The sequence below is a fragment of the Natronosalvus caseinilyticus genome, from assembly GCF_017357105.1.
Lineage (GTDB): Archaea > Halobacteriota > Halobacteria > Halobacteriales > Natrialbaceae > Natronosalvus > Natronosalvus caseinilyticus.
In genome coordinates this window covers 3,389,564-3,411,076 of the sequence record NZ_CP071596.1, presented here as the reverse complement: position 1 = coordinate 3,411,076, position 21,513 = coordinate 3,389,564, and the positions used below count along the sequence as shown (strand labels likewise).

General features: G+C 66.5%; 18 protein-coding genes and 1 tRNA gene. 8 read left to right on the top strand and 11 right to left on the bottom strand.

Annotation, left to right across the window (positions count from 1 at the left end; translation table 11 throughout):
* Positions 1-636, bottom strand: a complete 636-nt coding sequence (locus J1N60_RS16430; RefSeq protein ID WP_312909034.1) for a cupredoxin domain-containing protein — start codon at positions 634-636, stop codon at positions 1-3.
* A gap of 196 nt (positions 637-832) precedes the next feature.
* Between J1N60_RS16430 and J1N60_RS16425 the strand changes: the two genes are divergently transcribed.
* Entirely contained in the window at positions 833-1,144 is a 312-nt protein-coding gene (locus J1N60_RS16425) for a DUF7111 family protein (RefSeq protein ID WP_312909033.1), read from the top strand.
* Positions 1,145-1,160: 16 nt separating this feature from the next.
* Here J1N60_RS16425 and J1N60_RS16420 read toward each other — a convergent pair whose 3' ends face one another.
* From J1N60_RS16420 to J1N60_RS16410, 3 genes are all read right to left on the bottom strand, one after another.
* Positions 1,161-1,829, bottom strand: a complete 669-nt coding sequence (locus J1N60_RS16420; RefSeq protein WP_312909032.1) for an alpha/beta hydrolase — start codon at positions 1,827-1,829, stop codon at positions 1,161-1,163.
* The gene (locus J1N60_RS16415) at positions 1,826-2,872 is read right to left on the bottom strand and encodes a VOC family protein (protein ID WP_312909031.1); all 1,047 of its coding nucleotides are present in this window, start codon (positions 2,870-2,872) and stop codon (positions 1,826-1,828) included. The genes J1N60_RS16420 and J1N60_RS16415 overlap by 4 nt, the downstream gene beginning before the upstream one ends.
* Before the next feature lie 69 nt (positions 2,873-2,941).
* The gene (locus tag J1N60_RS16410) at positions 2,942-3,880 is read right to left on the bottom strand and encodes an alpha/beta fold hydrolase (RefSeq protein ID WP_312909030.1); all 939 of its coding nucleotides are present in this window, start codon (positions 3,878-3,880) and stop codon (positions 2,942-2,944) included.
* Positions 3,881-4,000: 120 nt separating this feature from the next.
* Between J1N60_RS16410 and J1N60_RS16405 the strand changes: the two genes are divergently transcribed.
* A tRNA-Gly gene (locus J1N60_RS16405) sits at positions 4,001-4,072 on the top strand.
* Positions 4,073-4,403: 331 nt separating this feature from the next.
* Here J1N60_RS16405 and J1N60_RS16400 read toward each other — a convergent pair.
* Complete coding sequence (locus tag J1N60_RS16400) at positions 4,404-5,426, bottom strand: hypothetical protein (protein WP_312909029.1); 1,023 nt, start codon at positions 5,424-5,426, stop codon at positions 4,404-4,406.
* A 286-nt stretch (positions 5,427-5,712) separates the two neighbouring features.
* On the opposite strand from J1N60_RS16400, the gene J1N60_RS16395 reads away from it, so the two are divergent.
* Positions 5,713-6,585 (top strand): NAD-dependent epimerase/dehydratase family protein, encoded by an 873-nt coding sequence (locus J1N60_RS16395; RefSeq protein WP_312909028.1) that lies wholly within the window; start codon positions 5,713-5,715, stop codon positions 6,583-6,585.
* 32 nt (positions 6,586-6,617) lie between these two features.
* On the opposite strand, the gene J1N60_RS16390 is transcribed toward J1N60_RS16395, so the two are convergent.
* Both J1N60_RS16390 and J1N60_RS16385 read right to left on the bottom strand, forming a co-directional pair.
* Positions 6,618-6,914, bottom strand: a complete 297-nt coding sequence (locus tag J1N60_RS16390; RefSeq protein WP_312909027.1) for a DUF8072 family protein — start codon at positions 6,912-6,914, stop codon at positions 6,618-6,620.
* A 75-nt stretch (positions 6,915-6,989) separates the two neighbouring features.
* A complete protein-coding gene (locus tag J1N60_RS16385) occupies positions 6,990-7,640 on the bottom strand; it encodes a class I SAM-dependent methyltransferase (RefSeq protein ID WP_312909026.1) in 651 nt (216 codons plus the stop codon).
* Positions 7,641-7,830: 190 nt separating this feature from the next.
* Here J1N60_RS16385 and J1N60_RS16380 point away from each other — a divergent pair, with 190 nt between their 5' ends.
* Positions 7,831-8,235 carry a hypothetical protein gene (locus J1N60_RS16380; protein ID WP_312909025.1) on the top strand — a complete coding sequence of 135 codons (405 nt, stop codon included), beginning with the start codon at positions 7,831-7,833 and terminating at the stop codon, positions 8,233-8,235.
* 75 nt (positions 8,236-8,310) lie between these two features.
* On the opposite strand, the gene J1N60_RS16375 is transcribed toward J1N60_RS16380, so the two are convergent.
* Both J1N60_RS16375 and J1N60_RS16370 read right to left on the bottom strand, forming a co-directional pair.
* Positions 8,311-10,389, bottom strand: coding sequence for a type II secretion system F family protein (locus J1N60_RS16375; RefSeq protein WP_312909024.1), 2,079 nt, complete (start codon positions 10,387-10,389; stop codon positions 8,311-8,313).
* Positions 10,390-10,417: 28 nt separating this feature from the next.
* Complete coding sequence (locus J1N60_RS16370; protein WP_312909023.1) at positions 10,418-12,373, bottom strand: type II/IV secretion system ATPase subunit; 1,956 nt, start codon at positions 12,371-12,373, stop codon at positions 10,418-10,420.
* Positions 12,374-12,566: 193 nt separating this feature from the next.
* Between J1N60_RS16370 and J1N60_RS16365 the strand changes: the two genes are divergently transcribed.
* Positions 12,567-13,043, top strand: a complete 477-nt coding sequence (locus tag J1N60_RS16365) for a DUF5793 family protein (RefSeq protein WP_312909022.1) — start codon at positions 12,567-12,569, stop codon at positions 13,041-13,043.
* Between the two features lie 94 nt (positions 13,044-13,137).
* Positions 13,138-14,322, top strand: coding sequence for an ABC transporter ATP-binding protein (locus J1N60_RS16360; protein ID WP_312909021.1), 1,185 nt, complete (start codon positions 13,138-13,140; stop codon positions 14,320-14,322).
* A gap of 46 nt (positions 14,323-14,368) precedes the next feature.
* Here the strand turns inward: J1N60_RS16360 and J1N60_RS16355 are convergent, their stop codons facing one another.
* Positions 14,369-14,719, bottom strand: a complete 351-nt coding sequence (locus tag J1N60_RS16355) for a VOC family protein (RefSeq protein ID WP_312909020.1) — start codon at positions 14,717-14,719, stop codon at positions 14,369-14,371.
* A 78-nt stretch (positions 14,720-14,797) separates the two neighbouring features.
* Between J1N60_RS16355 and J1N60_RS16350 the strand changes: the two genes are divergently transcribed.
* Both J1N60_RS16350 and J1N60_RS16345 read left to right on the top strand, forming a co-directional pair.
* Entirely contained in the window at positions 14,798-16,294 is a 1,497-nt protein-coding gene (locus J1N60_RS16350) for a hypothetical protein (RefSeq protein ID WP_312909019.1), read from the top strand.
* Positions 16,291-16,926 carry a DUF998 domain-containing protein gene (locus J1N60_RS16345; RefSeq protein ID WP_312909018.1) on the top strand — a complete coding sequence of 212 codons (636 nt, stop codon included), beginning with the start codon at positions 16,291-16,293 and terminating at the stop codon, positions 16,924-16,926. The genes J1N60_RS16350 and J1N60_RS16345 overlap by 4 nt, the downstream gene beginning before the upstream one ends.
* Before the next feature lie 18 nt (positions 16,927-16,944).
* On the opposite strand, the gene J1N60_RS16340 is transcribed toward J1N60_RS16345, so the two are convergent.
* Positions 16,945-21,315, bottom strand: coding sequence for an outer membrane protein assembly factor BamB family protein (locus tag J1N60_RS16340; RefSeq protein ID WP_312909017.1), 4,371 nt, complete (start codon positions 21,313-21,315; stop codon positions 16,945-16,947).
* Positions 21,316-21,513 lie beyond the last annotated feature (198 nt).

Genomic DNA, 21,513 nt, shown 5'->3' with positions numbered 1-21,513 from the left:
CTACGCACCGCCACCGTCGGAAACGACGTCGATGGACCCGCGCTGGCCCCAGGAGTCGTGTAGGTCGCAGACGTACGCCGCCGCGTCGGCGGTCGCCTCGAACGTGAGCGACTGTGACTCGGCATCCGTTGGTTCAGTTCGGTAGTCCCGGACGACGTCCTCGTTTTCGTCACGGATTTCGACGTTGTGCACGTGTCCGTCCGCGTTGTGCCAGGTGATCGTGTACCGCTCCCCTTCAGTGAGCACGAGCGTCGGATTTCGTTCGTCGGCGATGGCGGACGGTTCGAGCCCCGTGAAGTGAGACGTCCGGGCTTCGAAGACGAACTCGTCGACGTCCGTCGGGGCCGTCTCGCCGGAACCATCCGTTTCCTCCGCTCCATCGCTGTCGCCATCCTCGGTATCTCTGTCTGCGTCGGATTCGGAGTCGGATCGGCCGTCGTCCTCTGTTGTCTCGCCGTCGCTATTGGATTCGTCGCCGTCCGTTTCGTTCTCACCGGTCGGGGACTCGTCGGAATCGTTCGCTTCGGTTGTCGTGTCGTCGCGTTCGTTCGCCGGACCGTCGTCGGATTCAGGCTCCTCCTCTGCCAGACACCCGGCCACGAGCGACGACCCCGTAGTCGCTCCGAGGAGGACCACGAATTGGCGTCGCGAAACGAGTCTCGAGCGCGTCATCGGGTCGACACTCGAGAGCCGGTCGAATAAGTACGGGATCCATACTCTCGTCAAGGAATGATTATCATGTGGTTCGACACTACCGTCGAGACGAGTCAATCGCCTGTCCAGGAGACCAGAACCGATACTTTCGCGTACCTACCCCCCGAAATCGCGTCGTATGACCGACGAGCGAGCGGAAGGCGATGGCGACGCTGACGCCGAAACGCGTGCCGAAGCGAACGGCATCACCGCGACCTACAGCGAGACGGACGACGAACGGGTGCTCGAGTTCGACCGCGACGGGACCACGGCGGCCGTCGCCCAGAACCGCGAGGGGTACGCGATGCTCAAGGTTCGACCGACCGCGACGGGCGACGAGCTGGAGCGCTACTACGGGTTCGACATGGCCCTCGACCACGTCGCCGAGCGTCTGGGGGTGGCGCCACACGAGCTCCCGGTTCCGGAGTCTGCAGCGGACATGGGGATGTAGGCGTTCGAGTGGCCCGCTACCGAGTCGTCGACTCGAGCACTGCCTCGACCCGTCGCTCGAGCCAGGCAAACGCCTCGTCGCTGACGGCGTGGCCGGTGTCCGGCGTGATCACGAGATCGACATCTCCGTCGATAGACTCGAAAAATTCGGCGGTCGATCGTAGCCCCGACGAGGAGACGTTCGGGTCGTCTTCGCCCGATGCGAGCAGAACGGGGGTTCCCTCGAGCGAGCCTACCGCCGGACGGTCGTCCGCTCCGCTCGAGACGCCGGGAACCGTTCCAGCGAGGATGCCGGCACCGCCGTAGCGCCGAGGCGACTGGCACAGAAATTCGGCCACGACGCGAGCCCCCTGGGAGAAGCCGACGAGCACCGTTCGCTCGGCGCCGACGCCGACACTCGCCGCTCGCTCGAGACACGCCTCGACGCGGTCGACACTCGCTGCGAACCAGGGGTCGTCGGGTTCGAGTTCCGTTTCAGGCGTCGACGGATACCACCGGCTCCGGAACGCCTGCGGGGCGAAGACGGCGAGGCCGTGGCGCGAGAGTGGCTCGAAGAGGTTGATCGCCCCCTGTGCGGTCGCGCCCCGGCCGTGGACGACGACGAGGGCGGCCCGACTGGCTCCCGCTGGCGCTCCGGCCTGGAGTATCGGCTCCGTCGCGTGCGAGGGCGGTCGATCCTCGGTCACGGCCGATCGACCTGATCGTCGGTTTCGTCGGCTCTCGATTCGTCGATCTCGTCGGCTCTCAATTCGTTCGTTTCGTCGGCTCCCGATTCACCCTCGTCACCCCCGTCGCCACCTGGAATCGTCACCGGCGGTAACTGGCTCTCGATCAGCTCACGGTCGGCCTCGAATCGGGGAGGCAGGTACAGCGCGTTGGGGCTCGAGTCGGCGACATCGAAGCCGGGCGACTCGGTCGCGAGTTCGAACAGGATGCCGCCGGGCTCGCGGACGTACAGCGAGTGATAGAAGTGGCGGTCTTTTACCCGGGAAGTGTCGTACCCGCGCTCACGGAACAGGTCGTGCCACTCGTAGAGTTCGTCGACGCTCGCGGCCCGGATGGCGACGTGGTGGATCGTCCCCGGGCCCTCGCGGCCGTACGGCGTGGATCGGTCGAGAATATCGATAACTCTCGCGTGAGTGCCGTCTGCGCGATAGCGAATTCGATCCCCTTCTTGGCCGACTCGCTCGAGCCCCAGGGTCTCGAGCGTGGCCGCGGTCGCGTAGGGGTTGACCGGCGTCACGGTTACGCTGTGGAGTCCGCGGATGCCGATTGACGGCGGGACGGGGCCGTCCTTCCAGGCCTCTATCGGCGAGGACTCCGTGACCGGCGACGACCGCTCGACGAGTTCGATGGGTGTGCCGTCGGGATCTGTGATCGAGAGCACGCGTTCGTCGAACCGGGTTTCCTCCTTGACCTCGTGACCCCGGCTCTCGAGTCGCCGCCGCCAGGACGAGACCGAACCCGACGGGATCGCGAAGGCGACGGCCGTCGGCTGAGGCGCGCCGAGTCGGCCGGGATCGACGTCGCCGTAGGGAAAGCACGTCAGGATCGCTCCCGGCGTGGCCGCGGGGTTGCCGAAGTAGAGGTGGTGGGCGAGGATGTCCTCGAAGTTGACCGTCCGACAGCGCAGGGCCAGCCCGAGCGTCTCGAGGTAGAACTCGAGCGTCGGCTGGGGCGGGCCCGTGATCGTCGTGACGTGGTGGAGTCCGGGAGTATCGGTGAGCATCTTCGGTCTGGTCCGGTTGATTCGCGTCCGGATTCCCCTCGAGTGCCATCGACTCGAGCGAACGCGGAATCAGGAATCCGTCCGCGGCAACTCCGCCGAGACGTACTCGAGGAACTTCTCCGGGTGTTCGGCGTGGGGCATCTGGGTCGCGTAGTCGATGACGACGAGGTCGAGATCGGCGGCATCGGCGAGTTCCCGGCCGTCACGGAGCGGAACGAGTTCGGCGTCTCGCCCCCAGACCAGCGTGGTCGGGACCTCGAGTGCCGCGAGTTCGGTCGCCAGGTCGAAGTCGGAATCAGGGTCGAGTGTGCCGGCAACGAACGAGGCGGGCGCGTACTTCGCCCCAGGCTGGTGGGCGCTCTGCCAGGCGTACTCGAGGGATTCGGGGTCGATCCGGTCGGCGTCGTAGAACCCGTCGCGCTCGTAGAAGTACCGGGTCGAGGGTTTGCTCACGAGGACGTTGAACAGCGCGGTGCCGACGAGCGGGGTCCGGAACAGGGTCCGGATCCACGGCCGGCGCTCGGTGGTATCGGCCAGCGGGCAGATCAGGATCAGGCGCTCGAGGTCGACCTCGGACGCGGCGTCGACGGCGAACGACGCCGAGAGCGAGGAGGCGACGACGATCGGGGTCTCGGTCTGGTCGTGGAGGAACTCCTCCAGGAACTCCGCGTAGAGTTCGGGCGAGTACACGAGCGGCGGGCGGTCGGAGCGCCCGAACCCGGGGAGGTCGACGACCGTCACGCGGTAGGTGTCAGCGAGCTCGTCGACGACGTCGGCGAACTCCTGCCCGCTCGCCGCGGCGTGGATCCCGTGAACCAGCACCATGTCCGGGGCGTCCGGCTCACCGGCGACCGTGTAGCAGACGTCCATCCCTCGCCAGTGGTAGGTTCGCTCGACGCCGGGAACGGGGTTCTCGAGGGGACCGGCGCGGGACGCCAGGAGGCGGTTCCCGAGTGCGGTCAGGCCGACGGTTCCGGCGGCCACTCCGAGGGCAGATCGAAGCTTCATGGGGTATTCTTCGACGCGCGTGCCCTTATCGATGGGGTTTGTGTATCCCGGGCGTCGGTGTATAAGTAGCGTCCGAAAAGGGAACGCCCTTAAACCAGGGCACCCAACAATCGGCTGCCTGCGTGGTTGGTCTAGCGGCTATGACCTCAGCCTTCCAAGCTGATGACCCGGGTTCAAATCCCGGACCGCGCATTACTGTCGCGAGCAAATTCGCGAGCGACGGCAATCGCACTGCGGGATTTGAACTACGCGAGACCGAACGGAGTGAGGTCTCGCCATCGAGTTCAAATCCCGGACCGCGCAGTCGGCGGACGACACTTTCAATTCACAATTGGTGGTCCTCTCTCGAGCGCGAGCGACATCTGAGAGCCCGAATCTCGAGTAACCGGAACTCGAGTAGTGCACGGATTTCGAGTTCGCTTTCGATTTACCGGTCTTGTCGAACCCCGCTGACAGAGATACGTTTCAGCAGCCAAACTGAATACACTCACGCGGAATCGGTTCTCGGGGTCGAACCGAATCGTTACGTCGACAGGTCGTCGGCCCACTTCGCAGGGAGGATGCGTAGCAGGCCGTCAGTCGTGAGATCCTCGGTCGTAACGAAGAGAATGTCATCGCCACCGAGGACGGCGGTACCGCCGCCGAATACCTCGTCCCAGTGGTTGAGGACGGCGTCGGGGATCGGTAGCTCGCGGACGTCCTGGCCGATTTCGCTACTGGCAACGTACTGTATCTCGTCACGACCATCGAGAGCGTCGTAATCGATGGAGACCAACACTGCGTCGTCGCGCGCACGGATTCCCCAGAACGTCTCTGTCGAGTGAGCCAGATAGCCCTGATTGAACGCTCTCTGTGGCGCCGGGACCTCTCGACTCTGCCTGTCGAAGGCCGCCTCGCCCAGACGATCGATATCCGCTGTTTCGGTGCCATCGCCGGCGTCAGTGCCCTCATCGGTCGTCGTCACGTCGCTCGTCCCTTCCTCGCCACCGACATCTCCCGTCTCGCGTTCGGTTGCCTCCGATAGGTCCTCGCTCTCGACGCCGATGTCGACGACATCGCGCTGGCTGACCGATGCCGACTCGGCGTCAGATTCGGGCTCGAGCCCCGATTCCACGTTCTCGATGTCCGGGGACGTGTCAGCGACCTCCACGGCCGTCTCGCCGGTGGTGTGGTCTCCCTCGCCGACGTCGCCGGTTTCATCGGTGACCGCATCGAGATTGGGCGACGTGTCTGCCACGTCAGTTTGCTCGACGTCAGACACTTCGCCGCGGCTCTGGGACCGCCGCTGGCCGAGTGCGGCCGCCACGAATCCGGCTCCCAGGACGAGCCTGGCGAGCCCGCGCTCGCGCTCGCCGGCCAGGAGCGCTCGGATGCCGCTGAGGAGGCCCGTCCCTCCGATGATTGCCGTTACTGTACCCGATTCGACGCCGCGCCGGAGGGACGGTGCTGCCCTCGAGAGGTACTCACGGCCGCTTCTCGCTGCGGCCCGCACGGTATCGACTTCTGACTTCGACTCCGATCGTGCGCTGGTATCGGTCTGGTTCACGCCGGATCGTTCGGTCGCGACACACAAATCCTCACCGTCACACATGTTATAATTCGATCAGTAATCGCGCCCAGTTGGTGCTCTGTTAAATAGATGCCCCGTGCCTGTATTCCGTAGGCAAATGTTCTCGTCTACGGATGATTTCAACGAAGCTACTATAGCTGGTGAACTGTCTCGTGTTACTGCACTCGAGTCACGAATCCCAATTGACGAACGGAGTAACTACGAGTGACGAGATAGCGGCTCTCGCACGGAACGCTTTGTACGAGGCCCCTGTACAGCCCGTATGAACGTCCTCGTCACCGGCGCGAACGGTACAGTCGGCACCGCGCTTCGCGACCACCTCGAGTCCGAACTCGACGCGAATTTCGAGCCCACCTGGATCGACATCGAACCACACCAGGAGTACGAGACGACGATGGGCGACGTCACCGACTACGCGACCGTCCGGGAGGCGATGGTCGGCCAGGACGCCGTCGTCCACCTGGGGATGCCCGACTTCCTCGGCGGTCCGGGTTCGCGTTCACTCGCCTGGAGCGAGGGGTTCGCCGCGAGTTGTCAGGCGATCGGCAACGTCCTCGAGGCGGCGGCCAACGAAGGTCTCGAGACGGCCGTCTACGCCTCGTCGAACCACGCGGTCGGCATGTACGAGGTGCAGAACGCGCCCGAGATTTACGGCTCGGATTTCGACCTCGATATCGATCACACCGCCCCACTGCGGCCCGACTCTCGCTATGGCGTCGTCAAGGTCTTCGGCGAGGCGATGGGACAGCTGGCGGCGGACGCCCACGGAGTGAACGGCTACGCGATTCGGATCGGTTCGGTTCGCGATCCGGAGTACGACCACCCCTACGGGGACGCCGAGCGCGGCGTCGACCGGGGCGAGTTCGAACGCGAGAGCGAGGCCTACGAGGAGCAGGTCGCCCGCCAGAAGTGTATGTGGCAGTCGCGTCGAGATCTCGCCCGGGAGGTCGCTCGCTGTCTCGAGCGCGGGGCCGAGGTTGCTCGAGCGGCGGCTGACGACGAACGTGGCGAGTTCGACGTCTTCTACGGCCGCAGCGCGAGCGACCGAAGCTGGCTCGACCTCGATCACGCACGCGAGGTTATCGGCTACGACCCGGCTGACGATGCGACGGCGTGGCAGGGGCCGCCGGAGTGACGATCGGGGAGATCGACAGGCGGTTACGGACGTTACTCATCGGCCGCCTCGGCCTCGAGTACGCGTCCGACCATCGACCAGTCCGCTTCGTCTCCCTCCTCGTTCGATGCCCGGCGACCGACGAGGACCGACTCGTTGTCCGCGCTCGAGACGAACCGATACTCGACGTCGGGTTCGTCCTCGCGGCTCCCCTCGGCTTTGAACTCCTGCTGGAAGAACTCGACCCAGTCCATTTCGAAGACGGCCTCGGTGCCGTCCTCGAGGGTGAGTCGAACCGCCCTGGGCGAGACGTTGTGGATGCGCTTCGCGATCGGATTCAGATCGGCCATATGAGTCTCGAGACGGTGGGAGGGAGAAACGGTACCGGTTTCGCTCTCGGCTGTCGCTCGAACAACCGCCCCGGATCAGCCGTCCGATCGAACCACCGCGTAGCAGTTCCCGCTCGAGATCACGAGAGAGACGGTTTCGAGCGCGCTCGTCTCGAGATCGGCCTCGAACTCGTCGGGATCGTAGATGTGGTAGAATCGGTCGACCGCCTCGCCACCGGGGAGGGTCCACTCGACGGTCGTGTCGAAGCCCGCGTTTTCGTCGAAAGCGTCGTGGGCGGTGCTCCAGGCGCTCACGAGGGCGACGCCCCCGGGGGCGAGCACGCGAGCGAGTTCGTCGAGGCTCGCTACCCGCGCAGCCCTGGTCGGCAGGTGGTGAATCGTCGCGACGTAGACGGCGGCGTCGACGGCGTCGCCTCGGAGCGGGAGGGACGCGGCCTCGCTCTGCACGAGATCCACCGAGAAGCCACGCTCGAGGGCGCGGTTTCGGCCGGTCTCGAGTAACCCGCGGCTGACGTCGAGCCCGACGACGCGCTGAACCCGCTCGGCGAGCACCTCGGCGTGTCGGCAGTTACCACAGCCGAGGTCGAGACCGAGTTTCAGGTCGTCTGCACCGCCGACGTACTCGTCGACGAACGCCTCCACCTCCGGCCAGGCGTACTCGCGCGTGGACGCGAAGTGGGTGGCGATCCGGTCGTACGTCTCCCGTACCTCGCTCCGTCTGTCCATCTGGCTCGAGGTCGGTGGCGTCGAACCAAAAACGTTCGTTCCTGCCGGTGACGGGCCCGTTCGAACGCGTCGGTCGATGTGCAGCGTCGTCACCGCCAGAATTCGTGGAGTCCATCGCCTACTTCGGCGGGTGGCTGTCTGTTCCGTTGCAAGCACAATCCCTACACCCGCTCGTGGCGCACGTTCGCCCATGACCGACGTTGTCGACGACGACCTCGAGATCCAGCGCGATCTCGGCGAGGCCACGATCGTCTACGAGGAACCGGACGAGGGAACCGTCAGGAAGACGATCCCGAACGAACACGTCGCGTACTTCCAGGACCACTGGATCATCAAGACCGACGAGGACGAGGAGGGTCACGACATCATCCGGCGGATCCCGACCCGGCGCGTCCACTACGTCGAACGATCCGTCGAGGAGTTCGAGCAGGAAGTCGAGACGCTGCTCGACCGGGTCCAGTCGTTCGCCAGCGAGTTGCAGACGAAGATTCCGGTCGGCGGCGGCAAGGGCGGGAACGACGAACCCGCCGAGCCGCGGCGAATCACCGTCGACGATTCCGACACGGACGCCGACGGTCAGACTGGCGAGGAGTGACTCGAGTCCGCTGTCGACGACAATCCTCGGATCACGACGGCCCTCCGATCGATACCACGAACAGCACTTCGACCCTCAGATCACGACCGCGAACAGCACGAACGAGAGCGCGACCATCGCCACGGCGTGTTTCACCCCGGCTTTCACGTCTCCTGTACTCAACTGTCCGGCGATCAGCCCCGAGAGCGCCCCCTGAATGAGCGTCGCGTGGTAGAACAGGAGCGTGTAGGTCGCAGCATCGACGTTGTCGAGCCCCGACAGCCCGTCGACCTGGGACGACTCGAGCGACTCGCTACCACCCTCGACGGCAGCCGCCTGGAGCGTCGGCAGCATGTAGCCCGCCAGGACGGCGATGATGAACAGGAAGACGAGAAACGAGATGTAGACGACGACCATGTACTCGAGCATCGCCTGCTGTCGGGCGCGCTTGAGCCGTCGGTCGGCCGCGGCCTGCCGGGCGGCGATCCGCAACACGGTGGCGAGGTTCCCGCTGGCGTTCATCGCCTCCGTCAGGAGCGTCACGACGCGGGAGGCCGCCCGCGTCCGAACCCGGACGCCGAACCGGACGAGCGCCGTCTCGAGGTCGGCCCCCCACTGGACGTCCGCCCAGATGCGCTCGAGCTCGACGTCGAGTGCGCCGAGGTCCGAGTCGCGGAGGCGACCGATCGCCGAAACGAGCGCCACACCGGCCTCGTTGACGCTCGCGAGGCGGTCGAGGAAGTCGGGGATGGCCGCTTCGACGGCGTCGACCCGCCGCCGGTGAATCGCATACAGGACGGCGAACGTAGTCCCCACGAGGAGGCCGGCGACGACCAGGACGTCGTCGATGGCGGCCGCGTCGATTCCGGCCTCGGTCGTCGCCTCGGGGAGTCGCCAGGCGATCAACCCGAGCGCGACCGGCCCCGTTACCAGGAGCGAGCGTGCCGGTCGGTCGAGCAACGTCTCGAGCGGGGATCCCAGTCGGTCTCGAACCGCTCGAAGACGTCTGTAGATGTGGATTCGCTCGACGTTCGGTGGGGTGTCGTTTCGGAACCCACCGTCGGTTTGGGCGAGAGCCTGCTGGGACGGTCCCGGATCGTCGACGTCGCCCTCGTCGATCGTTCGGCCGGGGTTGACCGAGTCGGTGACCATGCTCAGGTAGACGATGAATGCCAGGTTGCCAAACGGCAGGATGACGTAGATCAACACCTGCAGGGGGCCGAGGGTGTCGCCGACGGAGATGCCGATGACGAACAGAATCGTGATGAGAAACAGCGGCCCGGCGACGAGGACGGTGACGTACGATTCCGCGAGCGTGCCGAGCAAGTCGAGCATGCGCTCTTGCTGAGACTCTGACTCCTCCTGATAGTCGTGATACTGGCGCTCGAGGAACGACGAGAGGCTGTGGCCGCTCTTGAGGACGCTGATCAGGTTTTCGGAGAACTCGCGGAACTGGGGGCTCGGGGAACGCCGGCTCATCGTTTGCAGCGCCGTGATCACGTCCGTCCCGAAGGTGTCCATGTTCCGAACGGCGACGCGAAACTCGCTCGCAGCCTCCCCGTAAGTGTCGTCGTGAGCGGCGACGATACGGACGACCGTGGGGAACTCCATTCCGCTCTGTGAGAGGGCGTAAATGAACGCGACAGTCGACGGCAGGGTGTACTCGATTCGTCGTGCGCGGTTGTCGGCGACGTAGCCCGGGTACCACCACCGAAACCAGTAGGTGCCGACGCCGGCGAGCACCCCGAGGGTCAGACAGGAGACGAGCAAGAGCCCGAATAGCTCGAGTGCCGAGAGCGTCGGGATGCCGGCGACGTTCGCGAGAAAGGAGAGGGCACCCGGTAGCTGCTCGCGCATCACCGCGGGTTCGATCGAGAGGACGAGCAGGAGTCCCCAGCTGACGTAGATGCCGAGAATACTGCCGACGACGGCGAGCAGGCCGGCGTAGAGGAGGGACTTCGCCCCGTACTCGCGGTAGGTGGTCGGGATGTGGGCCGCTCGAAGCGCGTCCTGTCTCCCGGGGTGTTCGGACCTGAACTCCTCGACGTAGGGGCCGAAGAGCCGATCCGCCATCCGGGCGAGGAGCGTATCGACTCCCCGGTTGACGGCCGCGAACAGAACCGGCGAACAGAGGACGACCGCGAACGCGAGCGGGAGGAAGTTTGCGCGAGTCATGATTGTGGGTGCAGTCGCGCTCTCCGCGTTACTCCGTCTCGAGCGAGTCGCCCGCTCGCTTCGGCGGTGTTGGGTCCGTGTCGTTCTCTTCGTTTTCGGTTTCGCCGGTCTCGGTCCCGTCAACTCCGCCGCTCTCGCTCGCGTCCTCGATCCGCTCGAGCACGCGTTCCTGATCGGCGTAGTACTCGTTGACGAGCGCCGTGAATCGTCGGTAGTCCGAAATCTCGTGTTCGAGCGCGTACTCGAGGAATCGTTCCCGGTTGCGTCGTTCTGTCAGGAGCTCCTGCTGGGTCCAGCCGCGCTCGTGTTGAATCTCGGCTACGACGTGGCTGGTTTCGGCGGTGAACGTGTCCGTCTCGCCGTCCCACGAGTAGGCCGTCGAGTAGTCCAGCTCACCCGTTCGCTGGTCGACGCCCTCGATCTCTGCGAGGACCTTGTTCCGCCGGACGCGCTCGCCGCCGAGCCTGGTGAGCGTCTGCACCGAGAGGATGTCCAGGCTCTGGACCATCGCCCGGGGGACGTTGATCGGCTCGTTCTCGAGCCGATTGATGACCGTCTGCACGGAGTCGGCGTGCATGGTCGAGTAGGTCGTGTGGCCGGTGTTCATCGCCTGGAAGAGCGTGATGGCCTCCTCGCCGCGAACCTCGCCCACGACGATGTACTCGGGGCGGTGGCGAAGCGCCGACCGCAGGAGGTCGTACATGGTGACGTTCTTCCCCTCGTGGATGCGCTCGCGGGTGACCGAGGAGAGCCAGTTGTCGTGGTGTAACTGAAGTTCGCGGGTGTCCTCGATGGTGAGGACTTTCGAGCGCGGCGGGACGAACATCGAGATGGCGTTCATGCTCGTCGTCTTCCCCGAGGCGGTCCCACCGGCGAAGAGCAGGCTCTTGTTGTGCTCGATGGCCAGCCAGAGGTAGGCCATCTGCTCGACGCTGAACGTCCCGTACCGGACGAGGTCGACCGGCGTGAGCGGTTCGTCGGCGTACTTTCGGATGGTGAACGCCGATCCGCGCGGGGTGACCTCCGTCCCGAGGGCGAGTTCCGCTCGGGAGCCGTCCTCGAGGGTCGTCTCGACCATCGGGTCGCCGATGGAGATGTGGCGTCCGGAGTGCTGAGCGAGGCGGACGACGAACCGATCGAGTTCGTCCTCGCCGAAGCTAACGTCCGTCTGGACGTCCGTGTACTGGTCGTGGTAGACGAAAATGGGAAGGTCGTACCCGTCACAGGAGACGTCCTCGACGTGCGGGTCGTGCATGATCGGGTCGAGCCGTCCGTAGCCTCGAAAGTCCCTGAATATGTAGTAGAAGAGTCGGTAGAACGTCGCCATGTCGACCTCCGCGCCGTAGCGCTCGAGGTACTCGCGGACGGTGGATCGAAGCAGTTCCTCCACGTCTTCGTCCTCGTCGGTCTGTCGGTAGAGCAGCGGATCGCGCACGTCCTCGAGCAGCGTCTCGAGCACGAGTCGCTCCTCGTTGGTGAGCGTGGGTTCGACCGTCCGGTAGCGGTGGTGGTTGGCGGCCTCGTCGTACTGGATCACGACGAACGAGAAGGGGGCGTTCACCCAGTAGCGACCGACTTCCTCGAGGCCGTCCACGTCGTCGAACGTGACGAGCGGGCCGTGGGCCTCGGGATCGTAGGCCGTCACGTCGATGTGCGAGCCCTGTAGTACCTCGACCACTCGACGCAAGGTCCGTCGAATCTGGTCGAACGTGGACTCGAGTGCCGAATCGGGAGGGATCGTCGTGTCGTCGTCGACGTCCGAGGAGATTTCGTCGGTTCCGGCGTTCTCGCCGCTGCCAGCATCCTCGGCGGTTCCGGCGGTTCTGGCGTCCTCGAGGCCCGTGGGCGTCGAACCGTCGTCGCCGTTCACTTCGCTCGCGTCGGTTGCCGACGATGGGTCACTCGCGGGGGCATTCGTGTTCCCGGTAGTGTCCGCGGTGGTGTCGAGTTCGGCCCCTGCATCGGTGTCGTTGTGTGGTTCCATCGTCTCTGTTCGCAGTCTCTTCTACGGAGAGGCCGTATCGTCTTAAATCAGATGGCCATCTGCCGAGTACTAGACGCGCGGATTCGGCGGACGTCGGCTCCGTTTCCTCACTAGACTGTCTTGTTCGGATGTGCAGAAAACGCACAATGGGCGTTACGTTCATACCCCGTGAGTGCGAAGTTGCCGGTGCGTAATGAAGCGCGAGCACTTCACGTTGTCTGCCAGCAACGTCGACTGGATCGAGACCGACAGTGACCCGAAGAAACCCGCCGTAACGATCGACTGCACTGGTCCAGCGACACTCCTCCGAGACCGTCTCACCGGCCCAGATGGCGAGCCGCTCGAGGCCCGCGAGACGGACGCCGCGCTTCGACTCCAGGGCCCGATCGATGCCGAAGATACCGACGGCGTCGTCAGCGTCACGAACCGCGTGACCGGCGAGTTCGTCCTCGAACTCAACGTCCCCGCCCAGGACGTCCTGCAGTTCATCCGGGCCGCTCGTGGGTACGACGAAGACACGACGGACGACGACGGCGGGCGCTACCACGTCACGATCACCCTCGACGGCGAACCGTTCGTCGAGTACGAAAAGCGCACGTTCCTCGTTTACGACGACGACGGCGACTTGCTCCGTCACCGGAGCCTGATCCCGAGCGGCGTCGAACTGTAGCCGCTTGCGGGGACTCAGTTCCGACCTGCCGGGAACGGACCGGCAGCTATAAGTGTTTTAGGGTAGCCTAAACTAACGAAGACAGCGGTTGCCAATGGCTCACGAATCCCTGCTCACGTCGACGGCCGACGACCGGCCCGCGGACGCACCGCCCACCAGCGACGTCGTCCTCGAACTCGAGAGCATCGCCAAGCGCTACGGCACCGAGGCGGTTATCGACGACCTCTCGCTCACGGTCCACGACGGCGAAATCCTGACCCTCCTCGGCCCGTCCGGCTGTGGCAAGACGACGACGCTCCGGCTCATCGCGGGCCTCGAGCGACCGAACGGCGGCGAGATTCGCCTCGACGGCACGTCCGTGGCCGGGAACGGTTCGTTCGTCTCACCGGAAGAACGCGGCGTCGGCGTCGTGTTCCAGGAGTTCGCGCTCTTTCCGCATCTGACTGCCAGGGAGAACGTCGCGTTCGGGTTGACCGACTGGCCCGCGGACGAACGCGAGGCCCGCGTCGACGAACTGCTCGCCCTCGTGAACCTGAGCGAGCACGGCGACGACTATCCCCAGGAACTCTCCGGCGGCCAGCAACAGCGGGTCGCGCTCGCTCGCTCGCTCGCCCCCGAACCCGAGATGTTACTGCTTGACGAACCGTTCTCGAACCTCGACGTCGACCTCCGCGTCGAGATGCGCGAAGAGGTTCGGCGCATCATCAAAGAAACCGGCGTGACCGCCGTGTCGGTCACCCACGACCAGGAGGAGGCGCTCTCGGTGTCCGACCGCGTCGCCGTCATGAACGACGGCGACCTCGAGCAGATCGACGAACCCGAACGCGTCTTCCAGCACCCCAAATCGCGGTTCGTTGCAGGCTTTCTCGGGCACGCGAGCTTTCTGTCGGGGACCGTCCGCGGCGACCACGTCTCGACGGCCCTGGGTCGCGTCCTGCGAGCGGACGTCGACGGTCTCGTCGCCGAGTACGACGGAACCGACATCGACCTCCTCCTCCGCCCCGACGACGTGACGGCTTACCCCGCGAGCGGCCCCGAAGCCGACGGGACGGTCGTCTACCGGCGCTACCTCGGGCCGACGATTCTCTACCGCGTCGAACTCGACGACGGCGGGACCATCGAGTGCATGCACAATCACTCGGACCGGATCGACCTGGACGAGCGCGTCGCCGTCAGGGTGACCGCCGATCACGACCTGGCGTGGTTCCCCGCCGACCAGCGCGTTGACGCCGTCGAATCGAGCGTCGAGAGCGAGGCGACCTCGAGTTCGGCTGATTGATCGTCTGTTCGGCCGATTGAGCGTCTATTCGACTGCCTGACTTCTCTTACAGCGAATCAGTCTCGTGACGAAACGTCTGAAACTCGAGCGTCCGTCCCTCCGGATCCTCGGCGAAGAACTGGTAGATTCGATAGCGATCGTTCTCGACCGGTTCCCCGCGCGCCCGATCCGCGAGGTGTTCGTACATCGCGTCGACCTCGCTCGCGGTGTCGAAGACGAACGTGATCGTCCCGTCCGTGTCGGCGTTCTCGCGAGCACAGAATCCGATAAGGAGGTTGTCGGAGGAGAGGATCGTACAGTCGGGCTGTTCGAGCCACCGTTCCGCGCCGAGCTCCTCGACGTAAAAGTCGACGATCGACTCGAGCGATTCGGTGCCGAAGAAGACGATGCCGGCCATGGTCGAATCGAGTACGGGTGACGGAAAAACCGTTGGGGTGTCGGAGTATTTATAGGACGTCCATCGACAGTGACAGGTATGTCTCAGTCGGTCGGTCGACGGATGGCGACGGCCGCCGTGTTGTTGTCGGTGGTGCTCGCCGGCTGTGCGGCGCCGATGGCCGACACGAGCGGCGACGGGCCGCCGGACGACCGCGCGACCGACGAGCGATCGCTCGAGGTCCACGGGGACCTGCCCCTCGACGCGAACACGACGTTCGAGCGTGTGCAGGCGCTCCTCGCGGTCGACCTCCGGCCGCCGACGGTGTACGTGAACGAGCCCATCGCGCGGCTACCGCGAACCGTCCAGGACCCCTCGAGTTTCTATGCCGTGATGGGAATCCCGGCACCCGATCCTGATGACGGGGCCGAGGAACTCCGGGTCGGTGGCGTCTCGAGTCCCATGCAGGCGGTGTACCTCTTGCCCGAGGCGGACGCCTCGGCGGCGGCAATCGAACAGGTGCTGGTCCACGAACTGGTCCACACCGCGCAGTTCCAGCGTGGCGCACCGCAGCGAGTCCAGGCGGAGATTCCAGCCGAACACCGCGGCACGACCGACGCCCGACTGACGGTGACGAGCCTGATCGAAGGAAGCGCCGTCTACGTCTCGAGTGCGTACGTCGAAACCTACGACCTGCTCGTGGCGCCCGAGGACGAGTTACTCGAGTCGCTGTACCCGAACGCGAATCCGGGAACCAGGGTCGCCTGGGGGCCGTACCACCACGGCGGTCGATACGTCGAGGCAGCGGTCGATTCGCCGGCGACCCACTGGAGCGTCTACGAGACGCCGCCGGTGACGATGCAGGAGGTTCGCCGCGGCGAGCCGGCAATCGCCTCGGGCGAGGCCGAACTCGAGCCGTTCGATATTGACGTCGATACCGAATCCGCTAGCTGGGAGCGCGACCCCGCCGGAACGGACGTCGTTGGGTCGTTTGTCCTCGAGCAGGTACTCGCATCAGAACTCGTCCCGGACGCGGCGAGAGACGCCGCCGCGGGCTGGTCATACGACCGCGTGCGGCGGTTCTCGAGCGAAGGGGCCGTGGCCGGCGACGGCGACAGCGGCGATAACCGGGTCGACAGCTACGCCTGGGCGATCAGATTCGAGGACGAATCGAACGCCTCGCTCGCGACGGACGCGATGGCCACGGCACTCGAGCGCCGGGCGACGAGCCTCGAACCCGAATCCGGAGTCGACGCGGCGAATCGCACAGCGACGACGACGCGCTGGCGAACCGAGACGTACGCCTTCAGCCTCGAGCGCGCCGACGACCGGACGCTCGTTCTGTTCGCCGGCGACGAGGCGTTCGTCGAGTCGGCGAGTCTCGAGAGGATTTCAGCGACGGGCGACGTTCGAATTACGTTCGACGAGGGGGGCTCGACGGATTCGTCGCTCGACTCGAGTCGACGCCTGTTCTCGAGCGAGGTGATCGAAACGGCCCAATCGGCAGTACGGCCGCCGCGCCCTTCGCCTGGCGACACGCTGTCGGACGCACGATCGACGGCTCGCGGCGCCGTTCCTCTCGGTGGTGCGCCATGACCGACTATCGCTCGCTGGCGATCCGCTGTGGCGTCGCCGCCCCGACCGTCGCCCTGGCCGGAATCGTCCTGTCGACGTTCGTCGCGACTCCCGAGACGTTCACCTGGCGAACGCGCGCACTTTCGGACATGGGCCGAGTCACTGCACGAACGTTCTGGCTGTTCAACGGCGGTCTCGTCCTCGGTGGCCTCTTCGGTACACCGTTCGTCGCCCTGCTCTGGACGCGTGCTCGCAATCGGCTCGAGCGGATCGGTATCGCGCTCACCGGTGTCGCCGTCCTCTGCATGGTCGGCGTCGGGATCTTCTTCCTCGGACACACGGCGTACTACCTCGAGTCGAGCTTGCACGGTCTCGCCGCGCTGACGGTGTTCGGCGTCGCTCCGGTCGCCCAGCTGCTCACCGGGACGGGACAGGTGCTGGCCGGCGATCGGTGGGTCGCGATCGCGTCGATCTGGCTCGGTGTCACCCACCTGCTCGGTTGGCTCGGCTGGCTCCTCGTTCGTTCTACGGCGCCAGACCCGGGGCGCTGGTTCGCCGTCCCGGAGTTCGTCGCCGCCGTCGCCTTCGGCGCCTGGATACTGATCCTCGCGAGAACGGCTGCCGCTCGGTCAGGGACTCGAGGCGGGTCCTGAGAGACGGCTCGAGAACGGCTACTGGTTCGCGCCGAACCGGGTGAACAGCCCGGAGAACCCGATGCGATCGGCCCACGAGGACTGGTCGTCGCCGAGGGCGGCGATACCGCCGGGGCCGGCGGTACACAGCAGCCCGCTCGCCACCGTCAGCCCCTCGAGGGCCGCCCCGGTTTCGGTGTCGTATCGCCACCGTGCCGCGCCGTCGGTCGCATCGAGTGCGTAGATGACCCCCTCGTCGGTGCCGACACAGCAGGTGCCATCGACGACGGCCGGTGCGGTCGGCGTCGCTCCACCGGTGTCGAACCGGAACCGTTCGACGCCCGAGGCCAGGTCGACCGCGTACACGCTCAGATCGGCGCTGGCGACGTAGACCGTTCCGCGGGCAACCGCCGGGGCCTCGAGGGCGCCGCCCGTGTCGAATCGCCAGCGAATCGCGCCGTCGGCCGCCTCGAGGGCGTAGAGGCTGTCGCCGTCCGTGGCGACGACGAGGTCGTCCGTGGCGGCGAGATAGCTAGTTTCCTCGGCGTTCGCGTCCTCGTCGCCGCCGCGGCCGCCGTCGTCCTCGACGTCGACCGCTGCCCGGAGGTCGCGCGTCCACTCGAGCGAGCCGGATTTGCCGTCGATGCGTCGAACGACGCCGTCCGTGGTTCCGGCGAAGACGCCACCGCCGGTGACCGCGACCTCCGCGACGGCCACGGTCTCGTCGGTCGCGAACGTCCACTCGACGCGGCCCGACTCGGCCTCGAGGGCGTACACCGATCCGTCGTCGTCGGCCGCGTAGACGGTTCCATCGGCGACGGCCGGGGCGACCCGGCAGGTCGCGTCCAGCCGGTACTGCCAGCTTCGTTCGCCGGTCTCCCGCTCGAGCGCGTACATCGTCCCGTCAGCGCTCGCGGCGTAGACCTCGTCGGCGACGACAGCGGGCGGCCCGGTCACGATGCCGTCGGTTTGATACCCCCAGCGCTCGTCGCCGGTCTCGAGCGAGATTGCCAGTACGCGACCGCTGCCGGTGCCGACGTAGACGGTGTCGCCGACGACAGTCGGTGCGGTCGTTCGCACGTCCGGATCGAACCGCCACTGGACGTCGACCGCCGACGAGAGCGGGTTGCCGTCGGGAACGGCCCCGGTCCGTGCGGCGTCGGCTCGAGCGGCGCTCCAGTCGCCCCACTCGTCGTGGTCGTCGATGGGTTCGTGCGCACTCGTCGCCCGGTTCTGGGCTCGAACGGCGGCCTCGGCGACGGCCGGGACTGGATCGGCTCCGAGCGGCTCGAGGATCGACGGCTCGACGCCCACGAATCCGAGGCCGTGACACGCCTGTTCCCTGACGCGGCTGTCGGGATCGGCCAACCGGGCGACGAGGGTGTCTCTCGCCGCCGCGAGGTTCACGTCGCCGCGAGGTGCCAGTGCGGACAGCGCGCGAATTGCGAACGCTCGAACGCTGTCGTCTTCGTCCTCGAGCGCGTCCACGAGCGCCGAGGCGCTCGACTCGAACCCGCCGTCGTCGTCTTCGGCGACCGCTGCGAGGGTTCGGGCTGTCGTAACCCGAACCACGGGCGAATCGACGGCGAGGCCGGCGGCGATTTTCGAGATCGCTGTGGGTCGCAACCGCTCCGAGCAGTCGGCGAGCACCGACAGTGCGAGCACTGCCGTTCCGGCCGCCCAGGGATCGCCGTCGACGCGGCGGCCGAGCCCCGAGAGCTGATTGTTGATCGCGTCGGTATGCGTCGGCGTTTCCCCGCCGGCCACGAGCGACGCGGCGTCGACCAGTCGATCCTCGACGGCGTCGAACTCCGTCTCGAGCGTCGAGTCGTTCTCGAGGACGGCGACGGTCGCGAGTGAGAGCGTCGCGTAGCCGCGAACGGCCGGCGTCTCGTGTTCGAGGAGGTCGGCGACGGCATCTGCATCCTGGCTCACTGCTCCCGGCTCGACCACGGCGAGCGTCGCGAGGTCGGCCGCGACTGCTTCCATCGGTCGATCACCTGGACGATCGAGGAGGAGCGCCACGACGGCCCGATCCGATCCATCGGCGACGGCCGAGAGGGTTCGAAGGTGGGCCTGGCGTTCGAGACGCTCGGCGTCCGCCAGTCGCTCGAGCAGGCTCGAGGCGAGCGGTTCCACGATGGCCGTATCGACGCGAGCGAGGTCGGCCAGCGAACGGGCCAGGGCGGTCGTCCTCGCCCCCGACCCGTCGTCGAACTGGTCGAGGACGGCCTCGGTCGGCGTCGGATCGGTCTCGATGGGTCTCGTGAGGATGGTTTCGAGGGCTTCGAGCGCGGCACTCCGTTCGGCTGGTCGACAGTCGTCGGCGAGTCGATCGAGAACGGCGTCGACGACGGCAATCGTTTCGTCGCCAGTCTCCGGGAGCAACACGCCGAGGGCCTCGAGTGCGCCGGTTCGAATCGAGGCGTCGTCGGCGGTCGTTTCGGCGACAGCCAGTGCCCGGGCCGGCGATCGAACGCGATCGCCATCGGGACCGATCGTGGTGAGTGCGGCGACGACGTTCGTTCGGACAGTTCGGTCGGGATCGTCTACCGCTCCGAATAGTGCGCCCAACGCCGACCGAACGTCCTCGGGGTAGGCCTCCCCCAGTCTCCGGAGGGCGATCGCGGCGTTGTTGCGGACGCTCGCGTCGTCGTCCTCGAGGCTGGCCGCCAGCGGTTCGACGGCCGAACGAACGTCTCGTGGCCGTTCCGTGGCGACGCCGGCGAGGTCGCGAGAGGCCGCTCTCCGGACGGCGACGTCGTCGGCTGCGAGCCGGGTCGAGAGGGACCGAACGGCTGGATGAACGCCCGCGACCTGCGCTTCGGCCACCTCGGCGAGCGACCGGGCGGCGTGACCCTGTTGCCACGTGTCGATTTCGTCGCCTCGTCCCGTCTCGAGCTGTGCGAGGGACCGTTCGACGACCCCCTGATCGACGGCACCGTCGCGAGCGATGGCACCGAGCGCGTGGGCGGTCGGCCGTCTGACCGACTCGTTCGGCTCGTCCAGGCACGCGGTGAGGGAGGGAACCACGGCGCGAACGGCGTCGGGATCGACCGCCGCGACGGCGGCCAGGGCTCGAGCGACGTTCGCCCGAACCGACGCCTCGTCTTCGTCTTCATCTTCGTCCCCGTCCCCGTCCCCGTCCCCGTCCTCATCCTCGTCGTCGAGGCGAGCCGCGAGGTCCGCCACGACGGGCGCGACGGCGTCGGGGTGCTCCTCGGCGACGGCCTCGATTGCGGCGGCAGCGTGTTCACGGGTTTCGATCACGTCGTCCTCGAGGACTGCAGCGAGCGCGCCGACCGACGACTGCACGGTGGCTGGCCGTTCGTCGGCGACGGCACGCAAGGTCGCCGCTGCGTCAGTACGGACGGCTGTCTGAACGTCGGTCAATCGATCGGTGACGGGCGGAACGGACGACTCGAGACCCGACAGCGCGGGGTCTGCGGTGGCAACGTGCCGGAGTGCGTGGATGGTCGGTTCGCGAATCGAGGGGGCATCGGCGAGCGCCGCCGTGAGCGGATCGAGTGCGGTCGACGCTCGCGCCGGCGTCTCGGCTGCGACCGCCAGCAGCGTGTGCGCGGCGTCCTCACGGACGCTTCGGTTTTCGTCGTCGAGTCGTTCCGCGACGGGTTCGACGGCGATCGGTGTGGGGTCGTCTTGGACTGCGAGCGCGCGGAGTGCGGCCATCGCGTCGGCCCGGATCGCTCCGTAGTCGTCGAGCCGTTCGAGCAGGGGCGTGGCGGCGTCGGTCGTCGCGGCGAGCGCGGTCGGGTCCGATTCGGCGACGGCCCGCAGGGCTCGAACGGCGTGTTCGCGAACCATCTCGTCCTCGTGGTGGGCGACCGCGGCGATCGAGGCTGCCACGGGTCTGACCGCCCCGGGGTCGGCGTCGGCGACGGCCGCCAGTGCAGCGGTCGCTCGCCGGCAGACGAACGCGTCTTCGTCTTCGTGATCGTCCTGGTCCTCTTCCTCGGCGGAGACGACCGCCGCGAGCGCCTCGACCGACTCGAGCAACGCCGCCGGTTCTGCGTCACTGATCGCCGCGAGCGCGTCGACGGCGTCGACACGGACGGCGGTCGATCCCTCGAGTCGATCGGTCAGCGCCGGAACGCCAGCCGCGACTTCTGCCGGGTGCTCGGTGGCAATTGCTGCGAGCGCCGCCGTCGCGTTGGCGCGAACCGACGGTTCGTCCTCGAGTCGGTCGATCAGTGCCGGAACTGCCGAGCAGACCTCGCGCGGTCGGTCGGCCGCCTCACCGGCGAGCGTGCTGGCCGCGTACGTGCGAACGTCGGGGTCGTCGGCCGAGAGAAAGCGCTGTAATTGGTCGATCCCGAGGGTGACCTCGAGGTCGTCGTCCGGCTCCCCGAGCATGGGGTCGTCCGGGTTCGAAGTGTCGTTTCGTGGCATAGATGCGTGATGGACGCAGACCGTGCTGGTTCAGCACGGTCCACAACTGATTGTGAATCCGTCTGGGGGGAGTTAATTCTATCCCCACTATTTCGGTGCCTAAGACTGTCAGTTGGCGCTGTATCTCGAGTTTTCGGATGTGAAAGATCGTCTCGAAATGCGGGTGTGCATGTGTGAGTGGGGCGAACGCGTCAACTA

Excerpts from the sequence above, each read along its gene's own strand:
- J1N60_RS16360 (WP_312909021.1), top strand. The coding sequence starts at position 13,138 with ATGGCTCACGAATCCCTGCTCACGTCGACGGCCGACGACCGGCCCGCG.
- J1N60_RS16410 (WP_312909030.1), bottom strand. The coding sequence starts at position 3,880 with ATGAAGCTTCGATCTGCCCTCGGAGTGGCCGCCGGAACCGTCGGCCTG.
- J1N60_RS16350 (WP_312909019.1), top strand. The coding sequence starts at position 14,798 with ATGTCTCAGTCGGTCGGTCGACGGATGGCGACGGCCGCCGTGTTGTTG.
- J1N60_RS16395 (WP_312909028.1), top strand. The coding sequence starts at position 5,713 with ATGAACGTCCTCGTCACCGGCGCGAACGGTACAGTCGGCACCGCGCTT.
- J1N60_RS16415 (WP_312909031.1), bottom strand. The coding sequence starts at position 2,872 with ATGCTCACCGATACTCCCGGACTCCACCACGTCACGACGATCACGGGC.
- J1N60_RS16375 (WP_312909024.1), bottom strand. The coding sequence starts at position 10,389 with ATGACTCGCGCAAACTTCCTCCCGCTCGCGTTCGCGGTCGTCCTCTGT.
- J1N60_RS16385 (WP_312909026.1), bottom strand. The coding sequence starts at position 7,640 with ATGGACAGACGGAGCGAGGTACGGGAGACGTACGACCGGATCGCCACC.
- J1N60_RS16340 (WP_312909017.1), bottom strand. The coding sequence starts at position 21,315 with ATGCCACGAAACGACACTTCGAACCCGGACGACCCCATGCTCGGGGAG.
- J1N60_RS16380 (WP_312909025.1), top strand. The coding sequence starts at position 7,831 with ATGACCGACGTTGTCGACGACGACCTCGAGATCCAGCGCGATCTCGGC.
- J1N60_RS16425 (WP_312909033.1), top strand. The coding sequence starts at position 833 with ATGACCGACGAGCGAGCGGAAGGCGATGGCGACGCTGACGCCGAAACG.
- J1N60_RS16345 (WP_312909018.1), top strand. The coding sequence starts at position 16,291 with ATGACCGACTATCGCTCGCTGGCGATCCGCTGTGGCGTCGCCGCCCCG.
- J1N60_RS16370 (WP_312909023.1), bottom strand. The coding sequence starts at position 12,373 with ATGGAACCACACAACGACACCGATGCAGGGGCCGAACTCGACACCACC.
- J1N60_RS16355 (WP_312909020.1), bottom strand. The coding sequence starts at position 14,719 with ATGGCCGGCATCGTCTTCTTCGGCACCGAATCGCTCGAGTCGATCGTC.
- J1N60_RS16390 (WP_312909027.1), bottom strand. The coding sequence starts at position 6,914 with ATGGCCGATCTGAATCCGATCGCGAAGCGCATCCACAACGTCTCGCCC.
- J1N60_RS16365 (WP_312909022.1), top strand. The coding sequence starts at position 12,567 with ATGAAGCGCGAGCACTTCACGTTGTCTGCCAGCAACGTCGACTGGATC.